Origin of the sequence: Aeromonas sp. s10 (assembly GCF_040907975.1) — a bacterium.
Classification (GTDB): domain Bacteria; phylum Pseudomonadota; class Gammaproteobacteria; order Enterobacterales; family Aeromonadaceae; genus Aeromonas; species Aeromonas caviae.
Genome location: NZ_JBFOCV010000036.1, coordinates 68,777 through 81,711 on the forward strand (window position 1 = coordinate 68,777; position 12,935 = coordinate 81,711).

The following is a 12,935-nucleotide window of genomic DNA, read 5'->3' on the forward strand; positions in this document are numbered from 1 at the left end:
GTGGGGTCTGCTCGCTTACATATGCTTGACCCGGCGTTTGACCTCTTCCTGCTTGCCCGCGTTGAAGGGGCGCGCATCCGGGCTGCCGAGATAGCCGCACACCCGGCGGGTCACCGACACCTTGGCGGGGTCGTGGTTGCCGCAGCGCGGGCAGGTGAAGCCCTTGGAGGTGCACTCGAACTCGCCGGTGAAGCCGCAGTCGTAGCACTCGTCGATGGGGGTGTTGGTGCCGTAGTAGGGCACCTTGTCATAGCTGTAGTCCCAGACGTTCTCCAACGCCTCCAGGTTGTGCTGGATGTTGGGGTACTCGCCGTAGCAGATGAAGCCGCCGCTGGCGATGGGCGGATAGGGCGCCTCGAAGTCCAGCTTGTCGTAGGGGTTCACCTGCTTCTCCACGTCCAGGTGGAAGCTGTTGGTGTAGTAGCCCTTGTCGGTCACCCCGGCCACCACGCCAAACTCCTTGGCGTCGATGCGGCAGAAACGGGTGCAGAGGTTCTCGCTCGGGGTGGAGTAGAGGCTGAAGCCGTAGCCGGTCTCCTCCTTCCACTCGTCGGTGGCCGCCTTGAGCCGCGCGATGATGGCGATGGCCTTCTGGCGCAGGGTCTCGCTGTCGAACAGGTGGACGTCTGTGCCATAGAGGGCGTTGATGGTCTCGTGTACCCCGATGTAACCCAGCGAAATGGAGGCGCGGCCATGTTTGAAGATCTCGCTGATGTTGTCATCGGCCTTGAGGCGCACCCCGCAGGCCCCCTCCATGTAGAGGATGGGGGCGACCCGGGCCTTGACCCCGTCGAGGCGCTTGATGCGGTACATGAGCGCTGTCTTGGCCACCCGCAGGGCGGCGTCCAGCTTGTCCCAGAAGTCCGCTTCATCGCGGGATTTCAGGGCAATGCGCGGCAGGTTGAGGCTCACGACACCTAAGTTGTTGCGCCCTTCGTGGACCAGCTCGCCATTCTCTTCAAAGGCACCGAGGAAGGAACGGCACCCCATGGGGGTCTTGAAGGAGCCGGTGACCTTGACCACCTGGTCGTGGTTGAGGATGTCCGGGTACATCCGCTTGGAGGCGCACTCCAGCGCCAGCTGCTTGATGTCGTAGTTGGGATCCCCCTGCTTGTGGTTCAGGCCATCCTTGATGGCGAACACCAGTTTCGGGAAGACGGCGGTCTTCCTGTTCTTGCCAAGGCCGGCGATGCGGTTGCCAAGGATGGCGCGCTGGATGAGGCGCGATTCCCAACTGTCCCCCAGGCCAAAGCCGAAGGTGACGAACGGCGTCTGACCGTTGGCGGTGTGCAGGGTATTGACCTCGTATTCGAGGGACTGGAAGGCGTCGTGGCACTCCTTCTCGGTGCGAGCCATGGCGTAGGCGTCCACATCCTGGATCCCCCACTCCTCGGCCACCTCCCGGTGCTTGTGCCAGCTGATGGTCACATAGGGTGCCAGCACTTCGTCGATGCGGTTGATGGTGGTGCCGCCATAGATATGGCTCGCCACCTGGGCGATGATCTGGGCGGTCACCGCGGTGGCGGTGCTGATGGATTTGGGAGTGTCTATCTCCGCGTTGCCCATCTTGAAGCCGTGGGTCAGCATCCCCTGCAGATCGATCAGCATGCAGTTGAACATGGGGAAGAAGGGGGAGTAGTCGAGATCGTGGAAGTGCAGGTCGCCGCTCTCGTGGGCCTGCACCACGTCACGGGGCAGCATGTGACTGATGGCGTAATGCTTGGCGACGATGCCCGCCAGCAGGTCACGCTGGGTCGGGATCACCTTGGAGTCCTTGTTGGCGTTCTCGTTGAGCAGGGCCGCGTTGGTCTGCTCCACCAGGCCGCGGATCTCCTGGGCCAGGCGACCCCGGGCCTCGCGAGCCTGATCCCGGTCGTGACGGTATTCGATGTAGGCACGGGCGATGGCCTTGTCGTCGGAGGCCATCAGGTGGTTCTCGACCCGGTTCTGGATCTCGTGGATGTCTACCTCCCCTCGCCCCTCCAGCTCCTGGCTGACAGCGGCGGCAATGCGCTCTGCCAGCGCCGGACTGGCCTGATTGACCGCTGCCGCCGCTCGGCTGACCGCATCGCGGATCAGTTGGCCATTGAATGGTGCACGACATCCATCGCGTTTGATCACTACCGGTTTCATCGATTTTCCCCGTATTGAAAGACCTGGTGGCCACCCTCGGCTCACCCTCGTTGAGTCCCCTTCTCCACGCCCGTCCCCGGCGCAAACAAGGTCAGCCAAGGCTTGAAACACCTGGGCTGACACTGAGAGGGCGACCACTTATGCACAGCTTTATGACACTATATATGGGTGTTTTTTTTATGCTTACCCCTATATGTGGGGTCTATTAGGCACCAAAGCGGTACCCTGTTTCTTGATCCAGAACAGGTTTTGGAAGGAGTGGGGCAGTTCACGACCAGTGCCAAAAGGCGCTCTTTTTGCTCACCCCAGACGGGATGCGGGCTCCCGCCCGGCAAGGGATAAAAAGAGAGGGGCACGCCTTCCGACAACAATTGACCGAGGCGCCAGAGAGCGGGAGAGCACATACTGGGGAACAGTCTGTCCCTTGCGGAAAACACACGTGACCAAGGTCTTGCTCCTGCTCTCCCTCCTCTCCCTCCCGCTGCTGGCCGCCGAGATCCTGGTGATCAGCAGCTATCACCAGAGCAACCAGTGGGATCAGAGCTACAGTGCCGGCCTCGAGCAACACCTCAAGCAGGCGCATCACCTCGGGTATCTCTATCTGGACACCAAGCGCCAGCCCGGCCAGACCCGTGACGAACTGCTCGCCAAGGGAATGGCCGCCTACCGGACCCACCAGCCGGCGCTGGTGATCCTGGGGGATGACAACGCCATCAACGCCCTCGCCCGACCCATCGCCGCCCGGGGAACGCCCGTGGTGTTTCTCGGGATGAACGAGAATCCGCGCCCCAAGGGGCTGGTCGGCCACCCCCTGATCACCGGCGTACTGGAACGCCCCCTGCTCAAGCGCAGCATCAGCGAGATGAGTCAGTTGATGGGAGGACTGGAGCGCGCCCTGGTGCTGTTTGACGAAAGCGAGGTGTCCCGCACCGCCGTCGCCCACGAGTTCAAGGGGCGAGGCGAGCTGACGATCGGCCAGACCCGGGTCAGCAGCCGCCAGTTCACCGACTACGGACGCTGGCAGGAGGCAGTGCTCGCCAGCCGGGAAAATGGCTATCAGGCGCTCTTCCTCGGCCTCTACCACACTCTCACCGACGCTCAGGGCCAGCATGTAAGCGAGCAACAGGTGCTGGCATGGACCAGCGCCAACAGCCCGGTGCCACTGTTCTGCTTCTGGGCCTTTGCGGTGGGCAGGGGAGCCGCCATCGGCGGCCTGGTGCTCGACGGCCACAGTCAGGGAGAGAGAGCCGCCGAACTGGCCAATGCCATCCTCTCGGGCACGGCGCCCGGCGCCCTCTCCCCCCGCGCCGCATCCCGCGGGGAATACCTGTTCAGCAAGAGCGAACTGGCACGCTGGCACCTGACGGCTCCCGATGCCTGGCAGGACAAGGTGAGCTACGTCGAGTGAGCCCACCAACGACAAACCCGGCCAGTGGGCCGGGTTTGTCTGCTCAAACGTGCATCCTCAGGGCTGAATGGCCGCCTGCAACTCGGCCTCGGTCCAGATGGTGATCCCCAGCTCCTGGGCCTTGGCGAGCTTGGAGCCTGCCGCCTCCCCCGCCACCAGCACGTCGGTCTTGGCCGACACCGAGCCCGCCACCTTGGCCCCCAGGGCCTGCAGCGCCGCCTTGGCGTCGTTGCGGGACAAAGCGGTGAGGGTACCAGTCAGCACGAAGGTCTTGCCGGCAAAAGGTTGATCGCTTGCCTCCTTCTTCTCGATGGCCGGCCAGTGGATCCCGGCGGCCAACAGGGCGTCGAGCACCTCGATGTTGTGGGGCTGGCGCAGGAAGTAGTAGACGTGCTTGGCCACTATGTCTCCCACGTCGGCCACTTCCAGCAACTGCTCCACCGAGGCGGCGCGCAGGGCATCAAGAGTGAGGAAGTGGTTGGCGAGGTTCAAGGCGGTCGCCTCCCCTACTTCGCGGATCCCCAGGGCAAACAGGAAGCGGGGCAGGGTGGTGCTGCGGGCGGCATCGATGGCGGCCACCAGGTTGAGGGCCGATTTTTGCCCCATCCGCTCGAGACCGGCCAGCTGGATGGCGTTGAGACTGAACAGGTCCGCCGGGGTCTTCACCAGCCCCTTGTCCACCAGTTGCTCCACTATCTTGTCGCCGAGGCCGTCCACGTCCATGGCACGGCGGGCGGCGAAGTGCTTGATGGCGGCCGCCCGCTGGGCCTCGCAGAAGAGACCGCCGGAACAGCGGGCCACGGCCTCCCCTTCCAGCCGCTCCACCGCCGAGCCGCACACCGGGCACTCGGTCGGGAAGAGGATCGCGCGGGCATCCGCGGGGCGCTGCGCCTCCACCACAGCCACGACCTGGGGGATCACATCCCCGGCCCGGCGCACGATCACGGTGTCGCCGATCATCACGCCAAGGCGCGCGATCTCGTCCGCATTATGCAAGGTGGCGTTGGACACGGTGACGCCGCCGACAAACACCGGCTTGAGCTTGGCCACCGGGGTGATGGCACCGGTGCGGCCCACCTGGAACTCGACGTTCTCAAGCGCCGTCATCTCCTCTTCGGCCGGGAACTTGTGGGCAGTGGCCCAGCGCGGCGCGCGGGCCACGAAACCGAGCTCCCCTTGCAGGGCGATGTCATCCACCTTGTAGACCACGCCGTCGATCTCGTAGGGGAGATCCCCGCGACGCGCCAGGATATCATCGTGAAACGCCTGGCAGCCGGCGGCACCCTCTTTGAGCTTCACTTCCGGGCTGAGCGGCAGACCCCAGGCCTTGAGCTGATTGAGGCGAGCGAAGTGGGACTCCCCCAGCTCGTCGCCACCGACTCCCACGCCGTAGGCATAGAAGCTGAGGGGGCGGCTGGCGGTGATGCGTGAATCGAGCTGGCGCAGGCTGCCGGCAGCGGCGTTGCGCGGGTTGACGAACACCTTCTCCCCCGCCGCCAGCGCATCGCGGTTCATCGTCTCGAACCCCGCCTTGGGCATGAAGACCTCCCCACGCACTTCCAGCCGCGCAGGCCACCCCTGGCCGCGCAGGGTCAGAGGAATGGCCTTGATGGTGCGCACGTTCTCCGTGATCTCCTCCCCCGTGGTGCCGTCCCCGCGAGTGGCGGCCTGTACCAGCTGGCCATCCACGTAGAGCAGGCTCACCGCCAGACCGTCGAGCTTGGGTTCGCAACAGAAGGTGAAAGTCACCTCCCGCTTGAGGCGATCACTCATGCGTTGCTCGAACGCCTGCAACTCCTCGCTGCTGAAGACGTTGTCCAGACTCAGCATGGGGATCTCGTGGCGTACCTGCTTGAAGGCGGTCAGCGGCTGGCCTCCCACTCGCACGCTCGGCGAGGCCGGGGTTTTGAGCTCGGGATGCTCGGCCTCCAGCGCGATCAGCTCGCGCATCAGGCGATCGTATTCGGCGTCCGGCACCGTGGGGTTGTCCAGCACATAGTACTGATGGCCGTACTCGGTCAGCAGCTCACACAGTTGACGGTGGCGGGAGAGGATATCGCTCATGAAAAAGTCTCGAAGTGTGATGGAACATTCAGTCTGGGGCAGAAACAAAAATGCGGCACCGGGGTACCGCACTTTTCATTGTTCAAGCCCCATGGCGCATCAGTCGCGGCTGGCCTCGTAGGCGGCCAGCTCGTGGCGATAACGGGCGATGTCGTCGTCGCTGAGGGGACTGCGCGAGGCGTCGGTCAGCATGGCATCGAGATCGCTCGCCAGCTGATCCGCAGCCTGCAACATGTGCTCGAAGGCGAAGGCGGCATTGCTGCGAAGGGGCAGTTGCATGAAGAGGGACACACCCGGGGTGCTGAACTGCTCCATGCGATAGGGGTTGAAGGTACCCGGCTTGACCATGTTGATCATGGAGAAGAGCACTTCCCCCTTGCCGCCCAGATCTTCGTGACGGTGGAAGATGTCCATCTCGCCAAACTTGAAGCCCAGCGCCAGCAGGGAAGAGAGCAGAGTCGCACCTTGCAGATCGTGGCCGGGACGGGCCATCAGGTTGATGACATAGACATCCTGCCAGATCTTCTCGACCGGGGCCGGAGCGGGTTCTGGCTCGGCTGCGTGAACCGGCTCTTCATAGGCTGGCTCGTCATCGTAAGCGGGCTCTTCATAAGCCGGCTGGGCGTAGCGGGGAGCCTGCTGGGCAACCGGTGCCGGCTCGCGTGCACCGAAGGTCGGCGCCTGGGCATAGGCCGGCTCCACCAGCGGCTCTTCGTCCAGCGGCTGCATCATGGGCTCGCGCTGCGGACGGGAACGGTGTACCGGCGTACGGCGGATCACCTGTGCAGGTTTGCGCACCGGCGCGGCTGGGGCCTCTTCAACAGGGGCGGCAACCGGCTCGTCATAGTCCTCTTCTTCCTCATACACAGGCTGAGGGGGGACAGGGCGAGCGGCAGGCTTGCGCACCACGGGAGGCGGCAGATCGGCGTCGTCATCTTCATCATCGAAGGCGGGAACGGGGGCGACACGGCGGGGTTCGGGCTGACGGGCCTCGTCGCTGCGTAGTTTGGGCTCGGCACGACGGCCACCGCTCACCACACGCACCTGACCGATGCCATCGCTGTCGAAGGCGTCGTTGTCACGCTCACGGGACTTGGACTCCATCCGACCCAGGGGTTTCTCCTTGATCGGTGCCTGACGATTCTTTCTGTTGCTCCACAACCCGTGAATGAGCAATGCCGCGATGGCAATACCGCCCAGGGCAACCAAGATGTAACGCAATTCCTGCATTAGCTGCTTCTCTTTCTAGTTTTGCTCAGCCAAAGCGACGGCTTCACCGATATCGACCGACACTATGCGCGAAACCCCGGGCTCTTGCATCGTGACGCCAACCAGCTGCTCGGCCATCTCCATGGAGACCTTATTATGACTGATGTAAACGAACTGTACTGTGCTCGACATCTCTTTGACAAGAGAACAGAAGCGACCGACGTTCACTTCATCGAGCGGTGCATCCACCTCATCCAGCAGACAAAATGGTGCTGGATTGAGTCTGAAGATGGCAAAAACCAGCGCAAGGGCGGTTAGCGCCTTCTCCCCCCCGGAAAGCAGGGCAATGGTAGCATTCTTCTTGCCCGGAGGTCTTGCCATGATGCTCACTCCGGCCTCCAAAAGATCATCCGAGGTCAGCTCAAGCCAGGCACTGCCCCCCCCGAACACTTTTGGGAACAGGGATTTTAAATCTTCATTGACCTTATCGAAAGTGTCGCGGAAGCGTATTTGTGTTTCTTTATCAATTCTTTTAATGGCTTGGCTCAAGGTATCGAGGGCCTGCTCCAGATCCTGGCACTGATTTTCCAGGTAGCTTGAACGGGTTTTCGCCTCCTCATACTCTTCCAGTGCCGCCAGGTTGATGGCGCCAAGCGCCTCCACCTGCGCCTCCAGCGTCTGGATCTCCTGGCGCAGCTTGCCGCGATCAGCGGCAATCAGCACCGCCTGATCGAGGTCCACCAGGCGCACGCCCAGCTCTTCGAACTGCTCGTGCAGTCCCTGCCTGCGCGTCAGGTTGCGCTCGCGCTCGAGCCGCAGAGTCGCCAGCTTCTCTTGAATTTTCACCAGCTGCTTGTGATCGGCGCTTCTGGCCTGCTCCAGCTCGGTCAGCTGACGCTCCAGCTCCGCGAGCCGCTGGTGACAGGCCAGTTGCTGCGCCTCAAGATTGCGCTGTTCGACCAGCAGGGGCGACAGATCCTGACTCGGAGCGGCCCCTGGCTCCTTGAGTTCCGCCAGCTCCAGGCCGAGACGGGCCAGATCCTGCTCGCGCAGCGTGATGAGCTGGCGCTGGTTCTGCTGCTCCAGTTGCAACCGCTGGCAGGCCGCCTGCTGCTGCTCCCGGCGAAGGCGCACCTCTTCCAGCGCCCGCTCCGCCCCGCTCACCTGCTCCTGGGCGAGCAGCAGCGCCTCGGCGAGTACCTCCCCCTGCTCCTGCAGCTCGCCAAGGGCCGCTTCATCCTGCTCAAGCCGCTCCCCGGCCGACGCCAGCCGCTGCGCCTCCTCAGCCTGCTCCTTGTCGAGCCGGGCCAGCTCTTCCCCCAGCTGGCCCAGGCGCTGCAAGCGCTCCTGGCGCTGCCCCTCGCGCAGACTCCAGGCTTCGCGCAGTTGCTGCCACCGCAGCTCCTGCTCGCGCAGGGTGTGCTGAGCCAGCCCATGGGCACTGTGCAGCTGGGCCCGCGCTGCATCGGCGGCGGCAAGCTGCTCGTCGAGTCTGTGCAGCGCCTCCCGACCCGCGGCCAGCTCGGTGTGCAGCCGCTCACGCTCACCGAGCAGCGCCAGCGTACCGAGGGCCATGCCCTCCCCCAGATCCGCCCAGTTGGGGCCGAACCAGTCGCCGGCGGGAGTGAGCAGCGACTCACCGGCAGAGAGGCTGTGCAGGCGGGACAGCGCCTCCTCCCTGCTCTCTGCCAGCCAGATGGCATTGAGGAAAGCCGGAATGTGCTCGCCCCCCAGTTGCGCCGCCAGGGTACCGGCCCTGGCTGGCTGGGCCGGGCCAATCCAGAGTCCGGGTTGCGCCAGGTTGCACTCGTCCGCCGGGATTGCGGTGAGCCAGCGGCCGAGCACCTTGTCCAGCCCCCGGGCCCACTCGGGGGGAACCTGCAACCGATCCGCCAGGGTCGCACCCGCCATCTGCTCCCCCAGGATCTGATCCAGGGTGGCGAGGCGCGCCTCCAGCTCGCGCAGCAAGCCCTGCTGGTGACCCAGCTCTGCCTTGAGTGCTTCGTGGCGGGCCACGGCGGCCTGCCACGCCGCTTCGGACTCCTCATGGCGGGCGCGGGAAAGCGCGAGCTCCGCCGCCAGCGCATCGAGCGCCGGTTGCAGGTTCTCCCCTTCCCCGCCAAGGGGCCCGGCCTGTTCGTCTTCCAGCTTGAGGCGGGCAAGCCGGGTCTTGGCCTGCAGCTCCTGCAGACCGTTCACCTCGGCGCGGGTCTGGTTGAGCCGCCCCTGCAACTGGCCCAGCTGCTGCTGCCACTGCTGCTGACGCTGGCGCGCCTGCTCGAGCCGATCGCCCGCTACCGCACGCACGCTCTGCTGGTCGGTAAGCAACTGCTCACACTGCTCGAGGCGGGCCGACGCCACCTCCCCCTGCAACGTGCTGTCGCTCAGCTGTTCCAGCTGGCCGGCCAGCTGGGCCTTGAGACCGTCGATACGCTCGCCGAGGGCCTGCCGCCTCGCCTGCCAGTCACGACCGAGTTCGTTCTGGTGCAATTGCTGCTGCTCGAGGCGGGCGATGGCTTGCCCGCCGAGAAAAATCTGTTGCTGGCGGCTCGCCTGCTCGGCCTGCGCCTCCTGGCGGGCCACCGATAGGGTGACGTGGCGCCCTTCGTCTGCAGTGCGCTTGGCATCGAGGGCCGCCAGCGCCTGTTCAGTCTGGGCCAGTTCGGTCTTGGCTTCGCCAAGACGCGTCTCCAGCGCCCACAGTTCCGAGCCGATCAGTTCGCTGCGGGCCGCGCGACTGCGGCTCTTGAGCTGCTTGTAGCGCTCGGCGGTCTCGGCCTGGGCCTTGAGATGTTCGAGGCGCGAGCCCAGTTCGCTACGGATATCGCCAAGGCGTTCCAGGTTCTCCTGGGTATGGCGGATGCGCTGCTCGGTCTCGCGGCGCCGCTCCTTGTAGCGGGAGACCCCGGCGGCCTCTTCCATGAACAGCTTGAGATCGGCGGGGCGGGACTCCACCAGCCGGCTGACGGTGCCCTGTTCGATGATGGCGTAACTGCGGGGCCCAAGGCCGGTGCCGAGGAAGAGGTCGGTCACGTCCTTGCGGCGGCATTTCTGGCCGTTGATCTGGTAGTGATTGGAGCCGTCGCGCAGCACTTCGCGGCGCACCGAGATCTCGGTAAAGCGGCCGAACTCGCCGGGTACCCGGTTGTGGGGATTGTCGAACACCAGCTCCACCGAGGCGCGGCCATGGGCGCTGCGGTTGATGGAGCCGTTGAAGATGACGTCGGTCATGTTCTCGCCGCGCAGATGGCGGGCGGAGCTCTCCCCCAGCACCCAGCGCACGGCGTCGATGACGTTGGATTTGCCGCAGCCGTTGGGGCCCACCACGGCGGTCATGTCGGCGTTGAGTTCGATGCGGGTCGGCTCGACAAACGACTTGAAACCGGCGAGTTTGATCAATTTCAGACGCATGGCGGCCTATGTGGGTAACGAAATAAAGAGGAGGCGGGCAGGCGACTTTACCAAATCAAAGGCTTGTTTGTAATATGCTGGCACTTTCCCCATTCACTGATGGAGCTCACATGAGCCAATCACCCCACATGGTCAAAGATTCGGTCAGCGGTGCAGACTACTTCCTGCGCGGGTTCTCACTCATCCGCCAGCCCGGCATCCGCACCTTCGTGCTGATCCCCCTGCTGGTCAACTTCGTGCTCTTTGCCGGTGCCTTCTACGCCCTGTTGCTACAACTGGACGGCCTGTTCGCCTGGCTGCACCAGCAGATCCCGAGCTGGCTCTCCTGGCTTGATTACCTGCTCTGGCCCATCGCCCTCATCACCATACTGGTGGTCTTCTCCTTCATCTTCAGCTCGGTGGCCAACTGGATAGCTGCCCCTTTCAACGGCCTGCTGGCAGAGAAGGTGGAACAGATCCTCACCGGTGAAGCCATGAATGACACCGGCATGCTGGATGTGGTGAAAGATGTGCCCCGTACTTTCGGCCGCGAATGGACCAAGCTGAAATACTATCTGCCCAAGGCCATCGGCTGCCTGATCCTCTTCCTGATCCCAGTAGTGGGCCAGACCCTGGCACCCGTGCTCTGGTTCCTGCTCAGCGCCTGGATGATGGCGATCCAGTATGTCGATTATCCGTTCGACAACCACAAGATCGGCTTCATCACCATGCGCGACGCCCTCAAGCAACGTCGTGGAAAGTGCCTGAGCTTCGGCGCCCTGGTGACCCTCTTCTCCGCCATCCCGGTGGTGAATCTCTTCGTGATGCCGGTAGCCATCTGTGGCGCCACCGCCATGTGGGTAGACCAATACCGCAGCGAGCAACTTGGACGCTGAACCGCGTCATCATGATCAAAAGAGGGGGCGAAAGCCCCCTTTTCATTACTTAATCTAATGCATAACCAAGATAGCTTGTCGCCCCAGCGCAGGGTTGTTAGGATGCGGGCCTTTCTCGCACCCTGGGATATCTCATGTTACATGCACTCTTCTTGCTCGGCCTGGTGGCCGAAGGGATGACTGGCGCGCTGGCAGCGGGTCGGCGACGGATGGATCTGTTTGGCGTCGTGATCATCGCCTCGGCGACGGCCATCGGTGGCGGTACCATTCGGGATGTGCTGCTGGGCCACTATCCCCTGCTCTGGGTCGAGCACCCCGAATACGTGCTGCTGGTGGCGGGCGCCGCCATGGCCGGGGTCATCTCGGCCCCGCTGATGCGCTACCTTGGCAAGCTGTTCCTGGCGCTCGATGCCCTGGGGCTCGTGGTCTTCTCCATCTTCGGGGCTGCCCGGGCGCTCGAGATGGGCCACGGGGCCGGCATCGCCTGCATCATGGCCGTGGTGACCGGCGTGTTCGGGGGGGTGCTGCGGGACTTGCTGTGCCAGCGCATCCCGCTGGTGTTCAAGCGCGAGCTCTATGCCGCCGTCTCGCTGATCACCGCCGCGCTCTACTGCTTTGCGCTGCACCATGGGCTGCCCAACGACTGGGCCGCTTTCGGTGCCATCGGCATCGGCTTCGTGCTGCGGCTCCTGGCGGTACGCTTCAAGTGGGGACTGCCCACCTTCAACTATCAGTATGCCACCCATTGAACACGCCAGTTCCTGGCCATATCGCACGGATAACGAGCAACAAAAAAGCGCCATACGGCGCTTTTTTGTTGGGCATCGGCAAGAGAGGAAAGGGTCAGTTGATCCCTTCCGAGCTGAAAAAGGTCGCCTTGTCGGCGATGAAACGCACCTTGATGTTCTTGCCTTCCCCTCCCCAGACACAGCTCGTGGTGCCGAGAGCATCGTCGCAACGCTCGGCCTTGCCGAGGATGGCACTCGCTTCGGCATAGCTCATCCCGACTTTCAGCTTGTCGTAGCTCTCGCGGTTGAGCTTGCCGCAACCAGTCAACAACAGGGCGATGAGCCCCCCGATCACAATCTGCTTCATCTTTCTCTCCTCTGGCTGGAATCCAGAGCCTAGCAGCTTGGTCCCCCTCAATGCCAGCGACAAAAAGACACAATCGGCACTCAACCCTTGAGGAAATCCCGACTCACCAGCTGCGAACGGGGCCTGTGTCCAGGTGCACGAAGTTGTCGGAAGGGTAATAACCCACACCGCCCACCTTGAGGTTCAGGGCGGCCTTGCGCAGGTGTGCCAGTTGCACGCCGGGGATGCGCACGTCAACCGCCTGTCCCAGGGTGTGGTAGCTGTGCTTGGCGACGCCGCGACTCTTGCGCCGCTTCTGCTGATTGGTGGCCGGGGAGCGATAACCCGAGATGAGCTGGATTTCGCCGTGGCGCCCCAGCTTGTGTTGCAGCAGAAAGAGCTGATCGAACAGCTTTCTGTCGATGTTGAACACTTCGTTGCGACGGTAGTCACGGAAAATATGGTTGAGCTCCGCCAGCCCGTCGCTCAGATAGTGGCCATCTTCCCAATAACTGGCGCGTACCCGCTCGCCGGTATTGAGGTTGAAGAAACTAAGTTCCCGTCCCGAAGTGCTGCGGCTCGCCAGCGCAGGGAACGACAGCAGGCTGGTCCCCATCAGGCAACCCGCCCCCAGCAGCAGACGGCGTCGGCTTATCTCTTGTCCCAGCATCCGTTGTCCGTCCATCTCATGGTGAAGTCACACAGGTGAATGAATTTGATACAAGGGCCGAAACTACCTGCCAGAAAAAGCGCTGTCAAAC

General features: G+C 63.5%; 9 protein-coding genes. 3 read left to right on the plus strand and 6 right to left on the minus strand.

All coding sequences use genetic code 11. The annotated features are described in order from the left end of the window. Nucleotides 1-15: 15 nt before the first annotated feature. Nucleotides 16-2,133 (minus strand): anaerobic ribonucleoside-triphosphate reductase, encoded by a 2,118-nt coding sequence (gene nrdD, locus AB5Y59_RS12225; protein ID WP_010673452.1) that lies wholly within the window; start codon nucleotides 2,131-2,133, stop codon nucleotides 16-18. Between the two features lie 439 nt (nucleotides 2,134-2,572). Between nrdD and AB5Y59_RS12230 the strand changes: the two genes are divergently transcribed. Next, nucleotides 2,573-3,541 carry an ABC transporter substrate-binding protein gene (locus tag AB5Y59_RS12230; protein WP_201901443.1) on the plus strand — a complete coding sequence of 323 codons (969 nt, stop codon included), beginning with the start codon at nucleotides 2,573-2,575 and terminating at the stop codon, nucleotides 3,539-3,541. A 57-nt stretch (nucleotides 3,542-3,598) separates the two neighbouring features. Here AB5Y59_RS12230 and ligA read toward each other — a convergent pair whose 3' ends face one another. The 3 genes from ligA to AB5Y59_RS12245 all read right to left on the minus strand — a co-directional run bounded on the left by ligA (nucleotide 3,599) and on the right by AB5Y59_RS12245 (nucleotide 10,225). Beyond that, a complete protein-coding gene (ligA, locus tag AB5Y59_RS12235) occupies nucleotides 3,599-5,605 on the minus strand; it encodes an NAD-dependent DNA ligase LigA (protein ID WP_323911855.1) in 2,007 nt (668 codons plus the stop codon). Nucleotides 5,606-5,704: 99 nt separating this feature from the next. After that, a complete protein-coding gene (gene zipA / locus AB5Y59_RS12240; protein ID WP_039039273.1) occupies nucleotides 5,705-6,835 on the minus strand; it encodes a cell division protein ZipA in 1,131 nt (376 codons plus the stop codon). 15 nt (nucleotides 6,836-6,850) lie between these two features. Next, nucleotides 6,851-10,225: an AAA family ATPase gene (locus AB5Y59_RS12245; RefSeq protein ID WP_368212043.1), complete on the minus strand. Its 3,375-nt coding sequence runs from the start codon at nucleotides 10,223-10,225 to the stop codon at nucleotides 6,851-6,853. Between the two features lie 110 nt (nucleotides 10,226-10,335). Here AB5Y59_RS12245 and cysZ point away from each other — a divergent pair, with 110 nt between their 5' ends. Both cysZ and AB5Y59_RS12255 read left to right on the plus strand, forming a co-directional pair. Continuing rightward, a complete protein-coding gene (cysZ, locus tag AB5Y59_RS12250; protein ID WP_010673447.1) occupies nucleotides 10,336-11,100 on the plus strand; it encodes a sulfate transporter CysZ in 765 nt (254 codons plus the stop codon). A gap of 134 nt (nucleotides 11,101-11,234) precedes the next feature. Next, nucleotides 11,235-11,849: a trimeric intracellular cation channel family protein gene (locus AB5Y59_RS12255; protein ID WP_010673446.1), complete on the plus strand. Its 615-nt coding sequence runs from the start codon at nucleotides 11,235-11,237 to the stop codon at nucleotides 11,847-11,849. A 94-nt stretch (nucleotides 11,850-11,943) separates the two neighbouring features. Here AB5Y59_RS12255 and AB5Y59_RS12260 read toward each other — a convergent pair whose 3' ends face one another. Further along, the gene (locus AB5Y59_RS12260; protein WP_010673445.1) at nucleotides 11,944-12,195 is read right to left on the minus strand and encodes a hypothetical protein; all 252 of its coding nucleotides are present in this window, start codon (nucleotides 12,193-12,195) and stop codon (nucleotides 11,944-11,946) included. A 103-nt stretch (nucleotides 12,196-12,298) separates the two neighbouring features. Further along, nucleotides 12,299-12,844 (minus strand): DUF882 domain-containing protein, encoded by a 546-nt coding sequence (locus tag AB5Y59_RS12265; protein WP_039039271.1) that lies wholly within the window; start codon nucleotides 12,842-12,844, stop codon nucleotides 12,299-12,301. Nucleotides 12,845-12,935: the final 91 nt, after the last annotated feature.

What these genes read in the sequence shown, in the direction of transcription:
- nrdD (WP_010673452.1), bottom strand. Translation starts at nt 2,133, where the DNA reads ATGAAACCGGTAGTGATCAAACGCGATGGATGTCGTGCACCATTCAAT.
- ligA (WP_323911855.1), bottom strand. Translation starts at nt 5,605, where the DNA reads ATGAGCGATATCCTCTCCCGCCACCGTCAACTGTGTGAGCTGCTGACC.
- zipA (WP_039039273.1), bottom strand. Translation starts at nt 6,835, where the DNA reads ATGCAGGAATTGCGTTACATCTTGGTTGCCCTGGGCGGTATTGCCATC.
- AB5Y59_RS12245 (WP_368212043.1), bottom strand. Translation starts at nt 10,225, where the DNA reads ATGCGTCTGAAATTGATCAAACTCGCCGGTTTCAAGTCGTTTGTCGAG.
- cysZ (WP_010673447.1), top strand. Translation starts at nt 10,336, where the DNA reads ATGAGCCAATCACCCCACATGGTCAAAGATTCGGTCAGCGGTGCAGAC.
- AB5Y59_RS12255 (WP_010673446.1), top strand. Translation starts at nt 11,235, where the DNA reads ATGTTACATGCACTCTTCTTGCTCGGCCTGGTGGCCGAAGGGATGACT.
- AB5Y59_RS12260 (WP_010673445.1), bottom strand. Translation starts at nt 12,195, where the DNA reads ATGAAGCAGATTGTGATCGGGGGGCTCATCGCCCTGTTGTTGACTGGT.
- AB5Y59_RS12265 (WP_039039271.1), bottom strand. Translation starts at nt 12,844, where the DNA reads ATGCTGGGACAAGAGATAAGCCGACGCCGTCTGCTGCTGGGGGCGGGT.